Here is a 20,583-nt window from a genome sequence, read left to right on the forward strand (position 1 = left end):
CGAGCGTATGAAGCCGATTTCGACGATGACAGTCTTCTGAGCTTCTTCAGGGCCCCGATCTCGCCCTCAGCAGATTGTCGGCGATAAAGGTATTGCTAGTCGCCGCGCTTGTCTCCCGATTACCTGTTGGTCTAGAGACTGGTCAGTCTGAGGGGATTTGGATGCAACGCATTTTTGCGCGAACAGAAAACTTTTGGTGGCTGGCCGCAATCGCGGCGATCATTTTCGTTTTTTCTTCCGGGTATAACGACTGGAACAGCCGTCCGGATTTCGGCCATTTCTACCAGGAGCAATATGCTCCAGCAGTTGCGTTCGCCTGTACGGGTCAAATGGCGGATATCGTCGGAAAGCGACCTCCAGAATTAAGCGAGTTCCTGAGCCGCCGCAAAAATCGGGTCGATTGCAACTCGATTTTCCCACTCCCAACTGGCGCGTCATTGAGCGATATCAAACAATTTCATCACCAGATTATCGGATCGCTCTACACCTTTGGCGGGATCTGGAAGTTCGCAGGGCTTTCATGGTCTGTCACCGCCGCCGTGGCAGGTGCCTTGAAGGCATTGTTCTTGCTGGGGCTGACACTGCTGGGCAGTCTCATGATGCCACGCATTGTCGCTATCGGGGTGGCGCTCGTGATCGTGGCTGTAGATACAACGGCCTCGCAGATTCTCCCGCATCTTCGCGATTTCTCGAAAGCCGCGTTCTTCGCTCTGCTACTTTATCTGCTGGTGAAGGTTTTCGAGAGTGCCGACCGCCGGCAGATTGTGCTTTCGATAGCGTCCGCTCTTGTGTTGTGCATAACCTTGGGATTCCGGCAAGACTTCCAGTTATTTATCTATTTTTTCCTGATGGCCATCCTCGCGAGCGCGATGATGCAGCGAAAATTCAGAAATGCCATGATCTCTGCCTTGGCTTTCATCGCGGTTATAACTTTATTCAACAATCAAGTCTTCAATTTCTGGTCCACATTGGACAGAAACGTCTTTCATTTTTACTTTCTTGGGCAAAACCGGATGTACCTTTCTGCACTGAGTGTTGATTCGGATATGTTTTATACACTCAGCTATAAGGATCTTTACGCTTATACAGCCACGAAAATATTTGCGACCGCACAGGGTGCAGATGCCCCGATGTATGGCACTCCGGGATATGACGAAACGGGAAAGCAGGCTTTCTTACTGACGATATGGCAATTTCCAGCCGATGCTGCTGCCAAGGCGATCACCGCATTTCACCGAACATTATTCGGATGGCTAAGCGCCGATGCCGTGATTCAAGTGTTGGCGGCGCTAGGGTCGTTCACCGCCCTTCTGTATTTTCTGCGCCAACGCGCGCTCGTTTTCCTGGTCCCTATCGCCTTCTTTGCTTCGATAACCTTCATCCAGTATCACCCGCGGCACTTTTTCGTCTACGGTTCCATCGGCATGCTGTTGATGGCAGGAGCTTTGTGGTCGCTTGCCGCTGGTCTGGTGGTGCGAGGTCGCGCTCGCCCCACTAAAAGTCTCTATTTCGGGATGCTTCCGGCTGCCGCCGTAGTGCTGTGCGCTGCAACCCTTCTGCCGTTGAGGGTTTGGCAGCAATCAAATTTCGATGAATTGCTTGCCAAGCTCGACTCGATGCCGAAGAACCACATTTGGGGGCAACCCAGCGTGGATCCGACAAATGCGAAGACGCCGTTTCGATTGTCGCTTGATCTTCCCTATGGGGAAAATCTCCGGTACGCTAGATTGAGACTGGCTGGGTGTGCCAAGCCATTGACGCTCACCTTTGACTATGGCCAGGCCAAGGCACCGTTTGACTGGGACCAGACCGTCGTTTTGCCCGCCCAAACGGCAGTGCTGTACTTTCCGGTCTTGCAGGGGGAAGGCAACACGTTTGCCGCGCTTCGAATGGACGAAAATACCAGGGCCTGTTTCCGTTCCCTTGAGGAGATCACACTTCCTGCGGATATTTATCCCGGATTTTATTGGACCCGCGAAGCACCGGGCGAAACGCATCGTTATTCGGCGACGGCAGTCGGCGCTCGCGTGATGGACCTCTTTGGTTTGATGGGGCGCTGAGATCTCCGAGATTGCAGTCGAGGTGTCTGATGCCGAGCGCCAAATGAGACCGCATGTATGCCTCTGTCGATGCGGTGGCTCGCGCTACACTGCGCGTCCGAGTGTTGCTCAGGCGGCCGAGCCGATCCTCATCACAGAAAGACGAGCCGTTGCAGATTATACTGAAGCATTTGTCGGAATCGATGTCCCGAAGCTGAGGAATGCCCTCGCGATTGCGGACGCTAGCCGGGAGGGAGAGGTTCGCTTCTTCGGCGAGGTCGACGCATCGGATTCGAACATGCATCGAGTTATCCAGGATCGCCACCATGTTCGATCAGGTGTATTTCTGCTACGAGGCCGGCCCGATCGGCTATGGTCTCTATCGGCTGACCCGATCGCTCGGCCATGAATGCATCGTGATCGCCCCTCGCTGATCTCGAGGAAGTCCGGCGATTGGGTGAAGACAAATCGCCGGGATGGCTTTGCGTTGACCAGATTGCTGCGCGCCGGTGAGTTGACGGCGGTATGGGTTCGCGATGAAGGTCACGAGACCATGCGGGATCTCGTCCGCGTCCGGGCGGCGGAGTCGAGACACTTCGCGTCCACCGGCAAACATGTGAGCGCCTTCATGCTCAAGCACGGACGTATCTATCCTCGCAAGAAGGGCTAGACGATGCGCTATCTGCGCCGGCTGCAGGAGCAGCAGTTCGATCACCCCACGCATCAGATGATCGAGGAGTTCGTTCCAGCCTGGTCGCTGGCGCCGATCGTGCGGGCGCCATTGCGCGACGCGGACCTGATCTTCGTCATGACGTTCGCCACCAGGTGGCGACGTGCAGCGGTTTGAGAGCCCGCGCCAGCTCATGGGATATCTCAGCCTCGGAAAGGCGCAGGCCCGGCTGACATCCGATATCGGATGTTGAGCGGACGAGGCAAAAGGACAACGTGGTCTGCACCGCGATCCCCCGTGAATGGTCGGCTTCATGTGGGCCGTTGCAAGGGAGGCGCAGGCGATCAAATCGTAGACCCGCTAAGACGACTTACACCTCGCGCATGGGCGGAGGCGGGACAACAGCAGGGAATGCCCGTCGGACGCTTTGTGGCCGGCAAATCGACCGACGCCCGCAATAAAATAGGAACAGCCCCGGACGCACAATCGGGAATGCGGTAGCCAACCCGCGCATCAGAGCTTGATGACCGACGTCCCGCCTCTGCCCATGCGCGATCATCGGCAAAACAGCCGCTTCTCGGGTTGGGTGGGTTTGTGCGCCCATAGTTTTGACAGCGGACATCAGAGCGGTGTTCTGAGGGCACCCTTTCGGCGCGAGGTGCTGAGGGGCGACGTTCGGAGCCACACTTTTGACACTCAGATGCCGGGAGCGGGAGGCATCCGCCTCATCTGCTTCCGTTCGTAAAATCCAAGCGCAGCGCATCCACCACGCACCAAGTGACATCGATTTTATAACGACGTTGCTCGCTTGATGGATAGCCATCCTGGCTGCTGGAACCGTCGTGTTGCTTTTCGCTTCCTGGCCTGGTGCCGGTTTCGTGGACATCGAGATAAGGTGTTTGGACTGCCCCTGGTGCGGTAGACAGGCCCCGCCTATCCTTACCCCTCTTCAGATGGCATAGGTGCAGGTCCAGTCGCAGGACAGTTTTCCATCTAAACTGAAATGCTCCAGCCTATTTGGCCTGAATCCGCGTCGGCTTGCGCCGCTAACGGCACTGATACGCTCGTCATCGACCAACGTTGGAAGGTCGCACGCTGCCCTGCGGGACACCACTGGGTCGCTGGCATTATTTCGCGCGAGCGCCTCGAATTCGCCGCTGAAGCAACCGGTGTACAGAATCGATTTCATCTTGGCGGCGGTTGCGTTCCACGGTATCGGCGGACGTCCGAGAGAGATGACAAAGCGATGATGCCGAACGCCTACCGCAATGTACGTGTATTCGTGACAGGCCATACCGGATTCAAAGGCAGTTGGCTTTGCTCCTGGCTAAAAAGGGAAGGCGCTGCTGTAAGCGGCCTCGCCCTACCGCCGGAGGGCTCCCCCAACCTCTTTGAAACCGCCGGCGTTGCGAATGGCATGAATTCCGTGATGGGCGATATCCGGGACTTCAACGTCGTCAAGAAGCATCTGGAGGCAGCATCACCGGACGTGGTGTTTCACCTAGCGGCGCAACCGCTGGTGCGTCGATCCTACCGCGATCCCATTGAGACTTTTGCATCGAACGTCATGGGCACCGTGCATGTGCTGGAGGCGGCGCGCCAGTGCCCATCGGTGCGTGCGGTCGTATGCATAACCACGGACAAAGTTTACCGGAACAATGAGTGGGCCTGGGGTTATCGGGAGACCGATCAACTCGGTGGCAAAGACCCCTACAGCGCCAGCAAGGCCTGCGCCGAGTTGGTTGCCACCTGTTACGCCGAGACCATGCTGCCGTTGGCCGGCTCCGCCAGAATGGCGACGGTTCGCGGCGGAAATGTCATTGGAGGCGGCGATTGGTCGGAAGACCGGCTGGTGCCGGATATCATCCGCGCCGGCTATGCCAACCAAACTATCGTGCTGCGGAACCCCGGTTCAATACGGCCCTGGCAGCATGTGCTCGAACTGGTGCACGCGTATCTCCATATTGGAGAGCGACTGCTTGCAGACGGCGGCGACGAAGGGGCCTGGAATGTCGGCCCGGAGCAGGGAAATGAGGTCACAGTCGAGACCCTGGTGCGTGCCTTACTCGCGGATATGGGCGAATCCGACCGCACGGTCGAAGTGCATGCCTCCGAATTGAAGGAGGCGAATTTCTTGCGCCTGGACATTTCCAAGGCGCGGCAGCAATTGCGGTGGAACCCGGTGTTGGACTTTCCGACCACCGTGGCATGGACCGCAGAGTGGTATCGCCGTTATCGCAACGGCGAAGACGCCGCGACCTTGATGGAAGAACAGATTGCCCGCTATGCGGACAAACGCTAACGGGAAAGCTTGCGATTGGGCGCGTTCACATCGGAGGCCGTTGTTGCAATATCGTGCAGAAATTGACGGCTTGCGCGCCATTGCCGTGCTGGCAGTATTATTTTACCACATTGGCTTTGAATTCGTATCCGGAGGTTTTGTTGGCGTAGATATTTTCTTTGTAATATCAGGATATCTTATAAGCGCTAACCTTTATCGCTCTTCCGTACATAAAGATAAAATTTCTAGTTTGCTTAAGGATTTCTATGAACGCCGCGCAAGAAGGATAATCCCAGCTTATCTGTTCGTATCCTTAATTGCATTGATAGCCTCATACTTGTTATTTATGCCGGATAGATTTTCTGAATTTGGATCATCGCTTATATTTTCAAGTTTATTCTCAGCAAATTTATACTTCTGGATGAATGGGGATTATTTCGGTCCAGCAGCGGAAACTCAACCGCTTCTACATTACTGGTCTCTCGGAGTTGAAGAACATTTCTATATTATATTTCCTGTATTTGCAATTTTCCTGCTGAGATTCGGTCTAAAATTATTCACTGCTTCTGCCGCGTTTCTATTTTTTAGCTCTTTATTGCTTTCGCAGGCATTGTTGCCTGTTTCGCCGACAACTGTTTTTTACATGCTGCCCTTTCGCGCTTGGGAACTGCTGGCTGGCAGCCTTCTAGCGCTACCGTTTGTGCCGAAACCCAAAGGTCAATATTTTGGGGATACGGCCGTTGTCACCGGACTGGCATTGATCGGCTTTTCGGCAATCCAGTACTCAGGGGCGACTGCCTTTCCTGGCGTGGCAGCGTTACCACCCGTGATGGGCGCGGCCCTAGTTATTTGGGGAGGTCAAAGCTTCAGCTTTATAACTCGATGCCTCAGCATTTCTCCACTCGTATACGTGGGCCGCATTTCATACAGTCTCTACCTTGTGCATTGGCCAGTGATAGTTTTCACCCGTCACGCAATTCCCGGTGTGGAGTTTTGGTCAGAAACAGCCCTCGTCATTTCCGTATCGCTAGCCCTTGCAATGGTTTCGTATCATTGTGTAGAGAGCCCTACCCGCCGTCGGGATGGGTTTTGGACGACCAGTTTCATAGCAAAATTTTCATTTTTCGGGACCAGCGCACTGCTTGTCTTGGCCTTGATTATAGTAGGCAGCGCCGGTTTTCCTCAGCGTCTTCCGCCGGACGTACGAGAAATGCTTGCTTATAAATATGACTACTCGCGAGCCTATCGAGAAGGTTCCTGCTTCCTAAGGCCTGAACAAACCTACCAAGAAATTGACATGGACGCTTGCGTACCGACCAAGAAGGGTCCGGTCGTACTATTGTGGGGGGACAGCTATGCTGCCCACTATGTTCCCGGACTACAGTTGCTTTTTGAGAAAGAAGGATATGGATTTGGACAATTGACGGCATCTGCTTGTCCACCGGTTGTCGGTCGCTCAGTACCTAGCAGGCCTAACTGCAAGCCCTTTAATGACTATGTCCTATCCTGGATTACCGAGCACAAGCCTGATGTCGTAATACTAGCGGCAGCTTGGGTAGTCGATGATGCCTTGCCAAATCAGCTATACGCAAATGTTGCTTCTATAGCAAAAGCAGGATCGAAAGTGGTCGTTTTAGGCCAGAGCCCAATTTATCGTGATGTCGTACCAACATTAATTGCCGAACATTGGATGAGTGGCAACCGCTCCAAATTCTCATCTGCGGAAGAAGTATCCAGCAACGTCTTTCGCATCGACAAAAACATGATGTCATTGTTTGAGAACGCTGACCTAACTTACGTTTCAGTCATCGATAGGGTCTGCATCAGCCGACGTTGCGAATTTGTGTCCGAAGCCAAAAATCCGTATCACTGGGACAGGGGACATCTCACTACCGAGGGATCCACAGAATATGTCGCGCGTATTTCTGATCGATTGATGGAGGTTCTCGCTTCCCGTGAGCATTCTGAAATGGAAGGTAATCGACAATAGCCTGTCCGGAATCCTACATCCTTATTAGTTCCTGTTCGATCTCGTCGATGGGATCGTCGAAGTTCACGGCATCGGAAATGACGGTCGCCGGCCGCAGCCGGACCTGATCGTAGATGCGTCCCACATAAACTCCGATCACGCCAAGGAAGAGGCTGTTGAGACCGATGCCGAACAGGATGAGGATCTGCGTGGTGGTGAAGCCGCGTGGAATGGATCCGGGGTTGAGTATCGCGAGCAAAAGGTAAAATGCCGCGAGAACTGCGGCAGCGCCAGCCGTCGCCAATCCGACATAGAAGGCGATCCGCAAGGGAAGGCTTGAATGCGCCAGCACGCCTTGCGCCGCCAGTTTCAGCAAGGCGCCGAAGCGGAACTTGCTCTGGTTGTGCAGGCGTTCGGCGCGATCGAACGGAACACCGATCTGGCGCCTTGCCAGGGAGGAGATCAGCCCACGCAGGTACAGATGTGGCTCATGAATACGGCGCAGTTTTTCGATCACCGATCGATCGATCAGCCGGAAGTCACCTGCGTCGGGGATGAGGTGCGGCCCGTCCAGCCGCGCCATCAGCCGGTAATAGGATTTGCGCCCCTGATGCAGCATCCGGCCTTCACGTCGCTGCCGGCGCACGCCAACGACGACGTCATGGCCTTCCCGCCACTTCTGCAGGAAAGTGCCGAAAAGCGCGGGCGGATCTTGGAGATCGGCGTCGATTTGGATCGCCGCGGCGCCCCTTGCCAGGCGATAACCGGTCAGGACGGATTTCTGGAAGCCGAAATTGCGGGCAAAACGAACCAGACGGACCGTGGTGTCCGTCATGGCGATCTCATAAAGTTTTTGGAAGGTGGAATCGGTCGAGTGGTTGTCGGTGAACACGAACTCGAATTCGTACTCGTCGAGTTCCGCGGTGACCCGCTTCAATTCCCGATAGGTTCGCCCGACATTGTCTTCTTCGTTGAAGACCGGGACAACGATCGAGATGAGCGGTTTCATCGCAGGCTCACCCGAGGCGATCGCCGACGAGTTTGACTCTCCGCAATGACGTCGAGAGCAAGATGCCTTTTCGACCCGAGCGAGCTTTGCGGGATCATTCCAACCGGTCCATCTCTTCCTGCGTCAGAATATCGACGATGGTCCCATCGAATCCCTGCTTTCGCATATAGCCGTGGATCTCAGTCGAGATGTGCCAGGCCAGATTGAGGAGAGGGGCATCCTTGGCGGAACGATCGGCAAACTCGTCGTCCGAAAGGATCGGGATGCGCGTGCCGGGAAGATAATGGCCGACCTTCATTGAGGTCGGCTTCTCGTAGACCGCGGACACCGCCTTCTCATCCAGGTCGAGCAACTTGACCAGGATCGCGGCGCGACCCGGAAATGCCTTGCCCGGCAAGGGTCCATGTTCGGCGATCATCTTGTCGAGTTCGTTCCGCTTCGCTTTCTTCCATAGCGGGATGCGACGCGCCAATTCCACCAGTTCCTGCTCGAAGGTTTCTTCGCGCGCCAGATGCTGCGTCAAGTCACATGTCGCGGAACCTGAACCTGCCTGCATCATGATACGGATGTTGCCGCCGTAGCGCGCCGGAAACTCGCACAAGTCGATCTTGGCGCCGAGCGTATCGGCGATGAACTTGAAAGAGGTCAGGCTGTAGGTCCGCGGGTGCTCATGATAGAACGTGTCAAACTGGTGCCGCTCCAGCACCGCGCCAAGATAGTGGTTTTCGATCACCAGCAGCGTCTTATCGGACATCAGCGTCTTGACCGAGGCAAGCACGCTGGAAAGGTCCTCAATATGCGCGAAGACGTTGGTGAAGGTGACAATATCCGGCTGACCATGTTCTTCGACGAAGCGAGCGGCCAATGATGGGGTCAGATAGTCGTTATAGACTGTATGCGCCGCGCCCTTTGCATCCGCAGCCGCGCCTGTAGGCTCGATGCCGAAGGTGACGGCGCCTTTTTCGGCGAAGATCGACAGCAGGCTTCCGTCGTTGCAACCCACGTCGAGAACTTTTAGTCCCTTCAAATCGCCCAGTTGATTTTGGCACGCCTCGACAAGTTGGCGCATCCCATTCAGCACGTCCGCCGTATGACGCGCGCGATAGTGGTAGCTTTCCGGGAATAGTGTGCGCTTGGGAACCTGATAATTCTGGTGCGCCGTTTTGCAAGTTGGGCAATAGGCTATGGAAATCGGGTACTCAACTGGAACCCGCTCGTCACCGACAGGGACAAGGTCGTCGCAAAGGGGATGATTTCCCAGATCCAGAACGTCCCTGAGCTCGGAGCTGCCGCATACTTCGCATCGGGTAATGGAAATAGTATCGGTGCGTTGCATTCGTGCTTCCATCCCGTTTCGCAATGATCGCCGAGGCGTCCGGTGCTCCCCTTACACGACGCTTGAGATGTGTTGCAATCACGCACTTTAGAATTGCGGGACTATTTTACGACCGGAGAGATTGATGGGATATGTCTCGATGCCGCTACTGCCATTACCCAGAAAAACTCTCTAACGCGGCGTGCAAGGCGACCATTTCATCGAGTCCGGACGTAAGCGGACTTGAGGGAAGCGATCCGGCGGCCTCCGCCAGGAAAGCTCCGAATTCGAGCCTCAGCGTGCTGTCCATTGCGAGAATTCCAGGCGGTAGTTCAGCCGCTTTCCCCGCGACGACGAGCTCGGCGGGATGGCTGGAGAAATCGACGCTGCCGCGGAAGTTACCCGTTTCGATATGGAGGAGTCGGCGACGCAAATCGCTTCCGGCGTTGCAGGAAAGGCGAAAAGAGCATCCATCTTGATCCCGCAACACGAGGCAGGCACGCTGGTCCGCCGCAAGCCATTTTTCCACCAAGGTGAAATGCGCGTACGGTTTCAGGACGCGGAAGATGGACAGCGCATGCGGCAGGAGGTCGCCCAGAACGTCGACTTCTTCGTGGGTTGTCTTTTTGACCCCGTGCCGGATCTCGCCCCTCGGATCTTCCCATTCGAGCAAAACGGAGAGGTCGCTCAATGCCTCAGTCTTCATCGTTGATGCCGCCTGATGAAACGCCGGCAGCAAGGCGAACTCCGTGCCGACGCCGAGGATTCGGCCGGTACGTGCGGGCGCCTTCAGCAGCGTGAGGGCGTCCAACGCAGTGCTTGCAATCGGTTTTTCGACAAGAACATGAAGACCTGCGGAGAGCATATCGAGGGCATCGCGCACATGATCGCGTGGCCGGCTCGCAATGATCGCGATTTCCGGTCGAGGTTCTAAATCAAGGGCCGAAGCGATGCTTCCGCTTATCGCCAATCCCCGAATGCCGGCCGTAATAGCCCATTCGCGGGTTTCGGAATGATTCTGGCGGGCAACGATCGTGATGCCTGAGCCTGTTTTTCTGGCGCCCGAGATGACGGAGGCCCACACACGCCCCCAGCGCCCGCCGCCCACGATCACAACCGGAACCGGTCGGGCCGCCTCCCGCCAAAAGACTTCGAAATCGCTCGGACTGAGCCGCATCGTTCGCCCGGCGCAGCTCTCAGGTTTTGGTCGCGCTGAGATGATATTGCGCGCCAAACGGCAGGTTGCCGAGGAAGGAATCAAGCTTGGCGAGGAACACGCCCTTCGGCGGCACGGTCAGAATGCTGCGCGTGCCGACATCCCGGAATCCTGCGCCACTGAAAAGCCGGCGCAGTTTTCCCGGCGTCAACAGGACCGCGTCTTTGTCGATGGCGCAGGATCGAACAATGTACTGCGTCGCAGGGTTATAGGGATTATGTTCAAAGACGAGAGCAAGACCGGAAGGCTTGAGCACGCGTTTCATCTCGGAGACGAAGCTTTCCCACTGCACCGGCGGAACGTGATGCATCACGCAGATCGTGAAGACCAGATCGAACCGGTTGTCCGGATATGGCATCCGGACACCGTCGAAGCTTGCATAATGCACGAACGGGTGTTTCTCGGCGGCCAACTCCACGCTTCTGGCGGAAACGTCCAAACCATGCAGTTCGTGAAAGACGTTCTCCAGGCCGGCATGATATGCACCGAGCCCACACCCGAGGTCGAGTACGTCGAGGCGCTTCACATCGCCAAACCGTGCGCTCGCGAGCCGCACCAGATGGTCGCGCTTCACGTCGATGAAGAAGGTGTGCTCCATGCCCGCGAAGGCGATCGCCTCGTTGATCTCGCTCTCGTAGCTTGCTGTCAGCCGATCGAAATCGTCGGCCACCTGTTCCTGTGTGACCGAGCCACCATCCACCATTCGAGTTTTCGGATTCATCGGCCCCTTCTATCTTCGGTCTGACTCAGCCGATTTTCCGGCTGGATGCCTGCGGACGAAAACCCAGTGCTGGAAGACGAAATAATTGGTGAGCGGTATGAGGACACAAACCGCCGCGGCCCCGGCCGCATAGGGGAGTTCCAGCACATTGACGGAGAACGACATAGCCCAGAAGGAAATGGCTAACCCACAGAGCGAGGTAATGACGAAACGCAGGCCCTGACCAAACGTGTCCTCCCGCACCCTGAAAGTGAAACGGCTCTGCATGACATAGGAGAATACGAGCGCGATCAGATAGGCGTAGACGGACGCCACGACAGGGTCAATACCGAGGCCACTGACGATCGCGCTGACGAGTATAAAATAGAGGATCGTCGCCAGAATACCGGCAAACCCGAAGCGGAGAATGCGGCTGAACCGACTTGTCAGCAGAGCCGACCCGGATCGCTGCTTGTCGAGACTCTCCCAGATCCGTCTCACGCCGTTACCAAATTTTCCAAGGCGCGTTTCCGCCATTCCACATCGTTTCGAGTTCCCTTTGGTCGCGCAACGTATCCATCGGCCGCCAGAACCCGGTATGGCGGAAGGCCGTAAGTTCCCCATCTGCCGCCAATCGCTCCAATGGGCTCCGCTCCCACACGGTTTCGTCGCCCTCGATATAATCGAGAACGGAGGGCTCAAGCACGAAAAAGCCGCCGTTGATCCAGCCCATCTCGTTGTCCGGCTTCTCATGGAAGCGGCTGACAGAGCCGCGATCGTCAAGGTCGAGGATACCGAAACGGCCGGGCGAAGGGACAGCCGTCACGGTCGCCTTGCGGCCATGCTTTCGATGATGTTCCACGACCTTGGCGATGTCCAGGTCTGTGACGCCATCGCCGTAGGTGAGACAGAAAGCCTCGTCCTTCACGAACGGCGCAATGCGCCTGATGCGCCCGCCGGTCATCGTGTGGAGGCCCGTGTCGACGAGCGTCACGCTCCAGCGCTCGCTCGCATTGCCGTGAAAATCGATCTTGTTCTCACCGAGGTGAACGGTGATGTCATAGTTTTCGGTGAAGTAATTGACGAAATAGGATTTGATCAGGTGGCCTTTGTAGCCGCAACAGATCACAAAGTCAGAAAACCCCGCCGCAGCATAGACTTTCATTACATGCCAAAGGATCGGCCGACCTCCGATTTCGACAAGAGGCTTGGGTTTTGTTCCAGTTTCCTCCGAAAGCCGGGTCCCCAGCCCTCCCGCCAATATCACAGCCTTCACGGCAATTTTTCCTTGTTGTCGCTCGCGGCCCTAGTATCGCATGGGCCGATCCGAGGCAACCGAGCGTTACCATAGGCTCGTAGCCTCCCCCGCCCCCGACGCTCGCTCGATCTGCACGACGAGCCCGGTCCCAGGTAGTCGTAGAACAACATACTTGTGTCGGCCGGCATGGAAGGTCATATGGCCCAATGCGGTCGCTGCCGGACGCTATTGCGCCCGCCGGTTTCGCCGGCTGGTGCTGTCCGGTATCAGCATGCGCGTCGACTTGTGACAGTGACATTCCTTGGGAGGCGGATTATGCGGAACCGGAAAGCCGAGAAATGAACAAGGCGCTCAAGAGCCGACATTCCATTTCCGTCGCCGCCGTTGCCTTTGCGATGCTCTTGTTCGGGGCATGGCAACATATCCAGTTTTCATTCCGCGTCGGCGAACCGGCATGGTTCAAGAATGCTTACGACGAAGACACTTACATCCTGCTGTCGGGCGGATTGAGTGCTCCACGCCTCGACCGCATGATGTCGGACGCTGTCGCCCGTTTGTTTCAGTCGGTCCTGGGCGACACGCCGGCCGCAACCCTCGTAACCTTCGATGTTGTCTTTCCGCCGCTTATTTTCCTGGCCGCATATTTCCTTGCGTCGCGACTTTTCAAAGGCTTCGGTCCCCGTCTCCTTCTCTCGCTGCTGTTGATGTTCGGAACGGATCTGTTCTCCCTGGGCAACAGCGCATCGGTGCTGAGCAGTGTCGTTTCGCTGCAGCATTTCAATGCGCTGATCGGTCTGTTCGGGCAGAATCTCGTACCGCCGATCGAAACCTCCTATCTGGCCATCGTGCGATCTCCGGAACCGCAGGTGGTTTATGTGGTGGGATTTCTTTTCGCCGGGCTGCTCATCGAAATCGTGCGCCGCGGCGGCCGCGGGATCGGGCCGGCTTTTTGGCTGATGTTCACCGGTGCACAACTCCTGCTGACGCTTTCCTATTCGTTCGTGAGCTTGCCTCTGCTTGCGGTGGAGGCCTTCGCGGTCTTTATCCTGGCGGCCTGCGGATCCTTTCGTGCGGCGGCATGGCTGGCGGTGCTATGCGCTGCCTCGATCGCGGCTGTGGCCTCCGCCTACGCCGGCGTCGAAGCGGAAGGTTCACGTTTCTTCGGCAGCCGGCTCCCATCGATATCGGTTGCCGTGCTGGGCGCCTGCGCTCTCCTTTGTGTGACTATGGTGCTTCTGTGGAGACGGCGCTTTGCCGATCGCATGCTTTGGCTGGCGCTGGCTTTAGCAGGTCTTCCGATAGCCCTGCTCAACCAGCAACTACTGACCGGGGTGATGATCAGCACACGCGACTGGGAGCGCTACATCAATCATCCCGCTCTGATGATCGCTCTTGGTATCGTGTTTTCGAGGCTTGACTGGGACGATGGGGTGTTCAAACACTTTCGTCGATGGGTCCCGGTGGCCGTCATTGCTCTTTCACTGTTCGCCATCTTAAGCCTGAATCGGTCGACATCGCTCTGGCATTCACCGAATGCGCGGGCATTCGCCATGGCTAAGGCCATCGAAGTGGCGCCAAACGAACTCGAGGGCTGGACACTTGTGCTCGAGGAACCGGGCCTTGCCCCTGCTCTGGCCGTAAGGCGGGGTGGCAAGCGCGATGCTCTGATCGACTACACCGACGTCGTGATCGACTGGATCCCCTCGTCGGAGCATGCCGAATTCGGGCTGACACGCCACGGAGAAGCGTTGTTCGAATATTGGCGGTTGCTGGGACTCTCCAAAGCTGAGGCCGCCAAGATTCTCCAGACCGAGGTAGCCGCACGGGGCGGCTATTATTCGGCGTTCTTTTTCAATATTTGCGACTACTGGTACCCCTGCACGGACAATCGCGCAGTACGGACAGAGGAGATAACCGCACTGCTTCCCGAGGTAATCGCTTCTTATGAACGATATAGAGCGCAGCCGTCCGAAAGATTTGAAGGCCGTCGCTATGCCTTCGTCGCCACCGGAACGACGGCCACGCGGCTGAATGAAGAAATTTTCGATCCAGCCCCCGTTTCGCGCGTCATGATCGACGGAGAGACGGTTAGCATCCATCTGCAGAAACGAGGAACCTAAAACATCCGGCCATGGCGGCACCGGCGCCCCGTCCTCCGCTTGGTCGGCCTTCTATTCGGTTGGCAGCCTGTATCCGCTGAACTGCTCGCGCAACTTGGTCTTCTGGATCTTTCCGGTCGCCGTGTGCGGAATCTCGTCGACGAAGGCGACGTCATCCGGCATCCACCACTTCGCGACCTTGCCGTCCATATAGCCGAGGATCTCCGACTTGCTCGGTTCCTTGCCGGGTTTCCTGACCACCACCAGCAGCGGACGCTCATCCCATTTGCTGTGGCGAACTCCGATGACGGCCGCCTCGGCGATATCCGGGTGACCGACAGCAAGGTTTTCAAGATCGATGGTCGAAATCCACTCGCCACCCGATTTGATGACATCCTTGGCGCGATCGGTGATCTGCATGTAGCCGCTCGGGTCGATATGAGCGACGTCGCCGGTATCGAACCAACCTTCTTCATCGAACTGCTCGGCGCCGGCCCCGCCGTAATAGGCTCTGGCGACCGCGGGTCCTCGCACCTTCAGCCGGCCGAAGGTCTTGCCGTCCCAGGAATGCTCCACATTGGCGTCGTCGGTGACCTTCATCTCGACGCCGAACGGCGAGTAGCCCTGCTTTTCCTGAACCGTGAGACGATCATCACCCACCAGCCCGGCATATTCCGGCTTCATCGTGCCCAGGGTGCCAAGCGGAGACATCTCGGTCATGCCCCATGCGTGGATGACTTCGACATCGTAGTTTTCCTGGAATTTCTTGGTCATCGCACGGGGACAAGCCGAACCGCCGATCACCACCTTCTTAAGGTAAGGCAGTTTCTTGCCGGATTCCTCCAGAAACTGCAGCAGCATCAGCCAGACTGTCGGCACGGCAGCCGTGAAGGTCACCTTCTCGGTATCGAGCAATTCGTAGATGGACGGACCATCCATCTTGCCGCCTGGCATCACCAGTTTGGCACCGATCATCGGCCCGCTTTGCCCAAGCCCCCAGGCATTGGCATGGAACATCGGCACGACGGGCAGGATGGTGTCCCGCGACGAGATCCCCATTGCATCCGGCATCGCGGCTATCATCGCATGCAGCACGTTGGAGCGATGGCTGTAGAGTACCCCTTTGGGCTCACCGGTCGTGCCGGACGTGTAGCACATGCCGGCGGCGGTATTTTCGTCGAAACTCTTCCACTGGAAATCGCCGTCCGCCTCGGCAAGCCACTCCTCGTAGGCGACGGCATTCGGCAGCGACGTCGCCGGCATACGGGCAGCATCGGTGAACACCACCACTTTCCCCAGCGACTTGACGCTCGCAGCGATCTTCTCGACCAGAGGCAGAAACGTCAGGTCGGTGAAGAGAAGCTTGTCCTCCGCATGGTTCATGATCCAGGCAATCTGCTCCGGAAACAGGCGCGGGTTGAGCGTGTGATAAACTGCGCCAATGCCCATGATGCCGTACCAGGCCTCGATATGGCGCGCCGTGTTCCAGGCCAGCGTGGCGATCCTGTCGCCAAGGCGGTAACCGTCGCGTTCAAGGCTCTGCGCGACCTTCAGCGCGCGCGTCCGAACCTCGGCATAGTTCGTCCTGACGATCGGCCCTTCGATCGAGCGCGAGACTATTTCCCTGTGGCCGTGCTGTCGCGCCGCGTTGTCGAGGATCTTGTGGCAAAGGAGCGGCCACTCCTGCATCAGTCCCAGCATTCGGTTCCTCCCGTTATTCGTTGTGTTTTATTGTGGGGAACAGCGGGCTTGTCCAGTAGGCGGTTGGTAGGTGATGCCGCAGAAGAGAACCGATTAACGAAATAACGTTGCCACAAAGCGGCTGTTGTCGTTATAAATCCCCTCAGGGCTGGTGGGTGTGTGCAGTAAGATGAGGTTTCGCATGACCGCGCAAACCACCCAGAGTACCGGAAAAACCAGTTCTTCCGACACGGCGGAGATCGAGGCAGCCCTTCAGGATCAGGATATCGTTGGGCAGGATTTCGAGCGTTCGTTGCAGACTGCTCTTGCCACGACCGGCGGAACGCTGCTCTTCCAGATGCAGATCGACAAGGATGAAGGCCACGAACACGTCGCGGCAATCAGTATCGGCGACGCCGGGGAAAGGCGGCTTTTCCTGGTTGTCCTGCCGGCCGATGGCGGCAAGCTCAAGCTCGAACCGGTCGAAAGCAGCGACAACCCGCTGGCCAAGATCACGCCGGCTTATGCCGGGCTGGTCGACGTATTCGACATCGCTGCCTGATCCGCAGGGATAGCCAGATAGAGCCACTTTACGAGCGCTCTTGAACCAGCGCACGAAGGGTTTTGCGCCGGAGAGTGCAAACGGCTAGGGTCGTTGCGATCTTCGGAGGCAACAATGCTGAACACCCCGCCGCTTTCCAACCTGCAGACACGCGACATCGAGTCGGTGCTGCATCCCTACACGCCGCTCCACAAGCTGAATACCACCGGAACGCTAGTGATCAGCCACGGCAAGGGCGTGCATGTCTACGACACGCAGGGGCGCGGTTATATCGAGGGCATGTCGGGCCTCTGGTGTGCCGGCCTCGGCTTCGGCGACGAGGAGTTGATCGACGCGGCGACCGAGCAGCTTCGCTCCCTGCCCTATTACCATCTGTTCGGCGCCAAGGGCACCGAGTCGGCCATCGAACTGGCTGAAAAGCTGAAGGAGATCGCGCCGGTGCCCATCTCCAAGGTGTTCTTCACCTCGTCGGGCTCAGAGGCGAACGACACCCAGGTAAAGCTTGCCTGGTACATGAACAATGCGCTTGGCCGGCCGAACAAGAAAAAGATCATTTCACGCATGAAGGCATACCATGGCGTGACGATCATGTCGGCGTCGCTGACCGGCCTGCCCTACAACCACATCGGCTGGGATCTGCCGGTCGACCGCGTGCTCCACACCGATTGCCCGCATTATTACCGCTTCGGCCAGGATGGCGAGAGCGAGGCAGATTTCGTGCGTCGCATGGCACAGTCGTTGCGCGACCTGATCGAACGCGAAGGTCCCGACACGATCGCCGCGATGATCGCCGAGCCGGTGATGGGCGCCGGCGGCGTGATCGTGCCGCCGCGAGGCTACTACAAGGCAATTCAGGAAGTTCTCGACGAGCACGACATCATGATGATCGACGACGAGGTCATCAACGGGTTCGGCCGCACCGGCAACTGGTGGGGCAGCCAGACGCTCGGCATGACGCCGAAGACCATTTCCGCGGCGAAACAGCTCACCGCCGCTTACGCCCCGCTCGGCGCCGTGATGGTACCGGAGGACGTCTACCAGGCCTATGTCGACCATTCGGCTGAGATCGGCACTTTCGGCCACGGCTTTACCTACGGGGGCCATCCGCTCGGCTGCGCGCTCGGCGTCAAGGCGATCGAAATCTACCAGAAGCGCGACATCGTCGGCCACGTACGGACGCTTTCACCGCATTTCGAGGCGCGCATGAAAAAACTGAACGACCATCCGCTGGTTGGCGAGACCCGCTATTGCGGCCTTGTCGGCGGTGTGGAACTCGTCGCCGACAAGAAAACAAGGCGGCCGTTCGATCCCAAACAGGCCGTCGGCGCGCAGCTGGTCAAATTTCTCGAGGGCCATGGGGCGATATTGCGTGCACTCGGCGATACCATCGCCTTCTGTCCGCCGATGGTCATTACCGAAGCCGAATTGAACGAACTCTTCGACCGTTTCGAAAAGGCGCTCGCCGATACCGAGGCCCTGGTATCCAAGGAGGGGCTGCGGGCCGCGGCCTGACGGAACAGGTCGCTAGCTGCCGCGTTTGTACCGGCAGCAAAGGAGATCACGCATGGATACGGCATCGAACCCCTCCCCCGGCTTTCAGCGCAATCCCGGACGCCGCATCACGGTTGATCCGTTCGACGGCGTGGTTACCGTCACTTTCGCGGACGCCATCGTCGCCTCGTCGGACAAGGCGCTGGTTCTGCGCGAACAAGACTACCCGCCGGTCTTCTACATCCCGTTCGACGACATCTATTTCGACTTCCTGCAGCCCACCGATACCAGCACGCATTGTCCCTACAAGGGTGACGCCTCCTACTGGAATGCGACGGCCTCGGGTGAAGCCGAAAAGGACGTCATGTGGGCTTATGAAAACCCATATGACGAAATGATCCGCATCAAGGACCACGGGGCTTTTTATCCGAACAAGGTCAGGATCGAGGCCAATCCGAACTCGGGCGCGGCCGGCGCCGATCTTTAATCGATCCGCTCGTGTTCGTCGGCGCAGAGTTCGTGACGGGCGAGCGCGCGGATCACGTAACAGTCGCTGACCGTCGAGCCTTGGCAGTGCGTCGCGATACGCTCCAGTTCGGCTTCCAGTTTGCGCAGGCTGGCAATCTTTTCGCGCACTGATGACAGATGCGCGGCGGCTATCCGGTCGGCATTTTCGCAAGGCCGGTCGGGATGCCCGCTCAAATCCAGCAACTCGCGGATGGCGTCGATTGTCAGGCCGAGGTCGCGGCCGTGCCTGATGAACATCAGCCGCTCCAGATCGGCTTGTTCATAACGCCGCTGGTTGCCCTCGGAGCGTTCCGGCGCGCCGATCAGGCCCATCTGTTCATAGTAGCGGATGGTCGGCACCTTGACCCTCGAACGGCGCGACATGTCTCCGATCGAAAACATGAAAAAACCTCTTGAACCTCTAGTCGCTAGAGATTGTAGGCTTTTTGAAAATCAAGATCAAGGAGCGGATCATGAGTGCAAGTTGCGGCCACGGCGCTGTTTTCGACGGTATTTCCGCGGATTACAAACGCCGGCTTTGGCTGGTCATCGCCATCAACGCAGCCATGTTCGTAGTCGAGATGACCGCCGGCCAACTCGCCCGGTCGCAGGCCTTGCAGGCCGACGCCCTGGATTTCTTCGCCGACGCCATGACCTACGGCATTTCACTGGCCGTCATCGGTGCGTCGCTGAGAACCCGCGCCAGCGCGGCACTCGCCAAAGGCGCCAGCCTTTTCCTGATGGGACTGTGGGTTTTCGGATCGACGGCCTACCGTGTCTTCTATCTCGGCGTGCCAGAGGCTGGCGTGATGGGCGCGATCGGCTTCATGGCGCTTGCCGCCAACGTCGCCAGCGTGCTTATCCTCATGAGCTACAAGGATGGCGACGCCAATGTGCGCTCCGTCTGGCTCTGTTCGCGCAATGATGCCATCGGCAACGTCGCCGTGATGCTTGCTGCCCTCGGGGTGTGGGGAACGACCACCGGTTGGCCGGACATTATCGTGGCAAGCCTGATGGCTGCGCTATTCCTGTCGTCGTCCTTCCAGATCCTACGGCAGGGATTGAACGAATATCGCGCGAAACCCGTGCATGCGCACATACATGAACAGCAGCATGGCTTCGACGCGGGCTGTTGCGGGCATGATCACGCCCATGAACGCCGCCACGCCCACTGACTGCGCCGACGAACCCCGAAATCCATCGGCAGGAAATCTGGATCGAGCAACAGCAGTTCCAGTCGAGGCGCGATTTCAGGCTACCCGGCTGGTGGATTTCGGCCTAGAAGCATCGTCATGAGCGCATTCGACCGGATCTTTTCAGCGATAGCAGGCATTTGCCTTGCGGCTTGGCTGATCGCCGTCGTGCCGGTTTCCCTCAGCTATGCGACGCTGTTTGGCAGCTTTTCCTTCGACGCTCCCCAGAAGACGGCAGTCACGCTTGTCACGATAGCCGGATTTGCCATTTTCTGGTGCCTGATGGCCGTATTGGTGAAACTTCTGATTTCGGATTGGCTGGCAGCCAGAAAGCAATGCGGCCTCACGATCACATTCGACCGGATTTTTCCGCTGATTGCTGGCCTCTGCTTGGCAATTTGGCTGGTCGCCATGCTTCCGGCGGGGTTTGGATATCTCAGAACGTTCGGCGTCATTTCTCTCGCCGATCCAGAAAAAACCGCCGTTACCGCTGCCGCCGTCCTTGCGTTCACGATTTTCTGGGGGCTGGTCGCCGTGCTGGCCAAATTGCTTTTCTCCGACTGGCGGGCGGGCAGACAGCACCCCAGCAACTAG

Annotated in this window: 17 protein-coding genes and 1 pseudogene; 10 read left to right on the forward strand and 8 right to left on the reverse strand. The window is 57.5% G+C overall.

The window, feature by feature from the left end; all coding sequences use genetic code 11:
• Window positions 1-161: 161 nt before the first annotated feature.
• The 4 genes and pseudogenes from OHD58_RS27765 to OHD58_RS27780 all read left to right on the forward strand — a co-directional run bounded on the left by OHD58_RS27765 (window position 162) and on the right by OHD58_RS27780 (window position 6,980).
• Window positions 162-2,060: a hypothetical protein gene (locus OHD58_RS27765; protein WP_263806854.1), complete on the forward strand. Its 1,899-nt coding sequence runs from the start codon at window positions 162-164 to the stop codon at window positions 2,058-2,060.
• Window positions 2,061-2,190: 130 nt separating this feature from the next.
• Window positions 2,191-3,064: pseudogene (locus tag OHD58_RS27770) on the forward strand (IS110 family transposase).
• 894 nt (window positions 3,065-3,958) lie between these two features.
• Window positions 3,959-5,011, forward strand: a complete 1,053-nt coding sequence (rfbG, locus tag OHD58_RS27775; RefSeq protein WP_263806855.1) for a CDP-glucose 4,6-dehydratase — start codon at window positions 3,959-3,961, stop codon at window positions 5,009-5,011.
• A gap of 43 nt (window positions 5,012-5,054) precedes the next feature.
• Window positions 5,055-6,980: an acyltransferase family protein gene (locus tag OHD58_RS27780; RefSeq protein WP_263806856.1), complete on the forward strand. Its 1,926-nt coding sequence runs from the start codon at window positions 5,055-5,057 to the stop codon at window positions 6,978-6,980.
• 13 nt (window positions 6,981-6,993) lie between these two features.
• On the opposite strand, the gene OHD58_RS27785 is transcribed toward OHD58_RS27780, so the two are convergent.
• The 6 genes from OHD58_RS27785 to rfbF all read right to left on the reverse strand — a co-directional run bounded on the left by OHD58_RS27785 (window position 6,994) and on the right by rfbF (window position 12,475).
• Entirely contained in the window at window positions 6,994-7,968 is a 975-nt protein-coding gene (locus OHD58_RS27785) for a glycosyltransferase family 2 protein (protein WP_263806857.1), read from the reverse strand.
• A 94-nt stretch (window positions 7,969-8,062) separates the two neighbouring features.
• Window positions 8,063-9,304 carry a class I SAM-dependent methyltransferase gene (locus tag OHD58_RS27790; protein WP_263806858.1) on the reverse strand — a complete coding sequence of 414 codons (1,242 nt, stop codon included), beginning with the start codon at window positions 9,302-9,304 and terminating at the stop codon, window positions 8,063-8,065.
• A gap of 154 nt (window positions 9,305-9,458) precedes the next feature.
• On the reverse strand, window positions 9,459-10,460 hold the full coding sequence (locus OHD58_RS27795) for a Gfo/Idh/MocA family protein (RefSeq protein WP_263806859.1): 1,002 nt from the start codon (window positions 10,458-10,460) through the stop codon (window positions 9,459-9,461).
• A gap of 19 nt (window positions 10,461-10,479) precedes the next feature.
• Window positions 10,480-11,220, reverse strand: coding sequence for a class I SAM-dependent methyltransferase (locus OHD58_RS27800; RefSeq protein WP_263806860.1), 741 nt, complete (start codon window positions 11,218-11,220; stop codon window positions 10,480-10,482).
• 9 nt (window positions 11,221-11,229) lie between these two features.
• Window positions 11,230-11,736 (reverse strand): GtrA family protein, encoded by a 507-nt coding sequence (locus tag OHD58_RS27805; protein WP_263806861.1) that lies wholly within the window; start codon window positions 11,734-11,736, stop codon window positions 11,230-11,232.
• On the reverse strand, window positions 11,705-12,475 hold the full coding sequence (gene rfbF, locus OHD58_RS27810) for a glucose-1-phosphate cytidylyltransferase (RefSeq protein WP_263806862.1): 771 nt from the start codon (window positions 12,473-12,475) through the stop codon (window positions 11,705-11,707). Before rfbF ends, OHD58_RS27805 begins: the two co-directional genes overlap by 32 nt.
• Before the next feature lie 320 nt (window positions 12,476-12,795).
• Between rfbF and OHD58_RS27815 the strand changes: the two genes are divergently transcribed.
• Window positions 12,796-14,577 carry a hypothetical protein gene (locus tag OHD58_RS27815; RefSeq protein WP_263806863.1) on the forward strand — a complete coding sequence of 594 codons (1,782 nt, stop codon included), beginning with the start codon at window positions 12,796-12,798 and terminating at the stop codon, window positions 14,575-14,577.
• 51 nt (window positions 14,578-14,628) lie between these two features.
• Here OHD58_RS27815 and OHD58_RS27820 read toward each other — a convergent pair whose 3' ends face one another.
• Window positions 14,629-16,257 carry a fatty-acid--CoA ligase gene (locus OHD58_RS27820; RefSeq protein ID WP_263806864.1) on the reverse strand — a complete coding sequence of 543 codons (1,629 nt, stop codon included), beginning with the start codon at window positions 16,255-16,257 and terminating at the stop codon, window positions 14,629-14,631.
• 181 nt (window positions 16,258-16,438) lie between these two features.
• On the opposite strand from OHD58_RS27820, the gene OHD58_RS27825 reads away from it, so the two are divergent.
• From OHD58_RS27825 to OHD58_RS27835, 3 genes are all read left to right on the forward strand, one after another.
• On the forward strand, window positions 16,439-16,798 hold the full coding sequence (locus OHD58_RS27825; RefSeq protein WP_263806865.1) for a hypothetical protein: 360 nt from the start codon (window positions 16,439-16,441) through the stop codon (window positions 16,796-16,798).
• Window positions 16,799-16,912: 114 nt separating this feature from the next.
• Entirely contained in the window at window positions 16,913-18,310 is a 1,398-nt protein-coding gene (locus OHD58_RS27830; RefSeq protein WP_263806866.1) for an aminotransferase, read from the forward strand.
• Between the two features lie 52 nt (window positions 18,311-18,362).
• Complete coding sequence (locus OHD58_RS27835) at window positions 18,363-18,776, forward strand: DUF427 domain-containing protein (RefSeq protein WP_263806867.1); 414 nt, start codon at window positions 18,363-18,365, stop codon at window positions 18,774-18,776.
• Here the strand turns inward: OHD58_RS27835 and OHD58_RS27840 are convergent.
• Window positions 18,773-19,198, reverse strand: coding sequence for a MerR family transcriptional regulator (locus tag OHD58_RS27840; RefSeq protein ID WP_263806868.1), 426 nt, complete (start codon window positions 19,196-19,198; stop codon window positions 18,773-18,775). The two genes, OHD58_RS27835 and OHD58_RS27840, sit on opposite strands and share 4 nt — an antisense overlap.
• Window positions 19,199-19,269: 71 nt before the next feature.
• On the opposite strand from OHD58_RS27840, the gene OHD58_RS27845 reads away from it, so the two are divergent.
• Both OHD58_RS27845 and OHD58_RS27850 read left to right on the forward strand, forming a co-directional pair.
• Window positions 19,270-19,971: a cation transporter gene (locus OHD58_RS27845; protein ID WP_263806869.1), complete on the forward strand. Its 702-nt coding sequence runs from the start codon at window positions 19,270-19,272 to the stop codon at window positions 19,969-19,971.
• A gap of 117 nt (window positions 19,972-20,088) precedes the next feature.
• Window positions 20,089-20,583 (forward strand): hypothetical protein, encoded by a 495-nt coding sequence (locus OHD58_RS27850; RefSeq protein WP_263806870.1) that lies wholly within the window; start codon window positions 20,089-20,091, stop codon window positions 20,581-20,583.

It is taken from the genome of Mesorhizobium sp. ZC-5 (assembly GCF_025753855.1).
In the GTDB taxonomy this organism is placed as follows: Bacteria; Pseudomonadota; Alphaproteobacteria; order Rhizobiales; family Rhizobiaceae; genus Neomesorhizobium.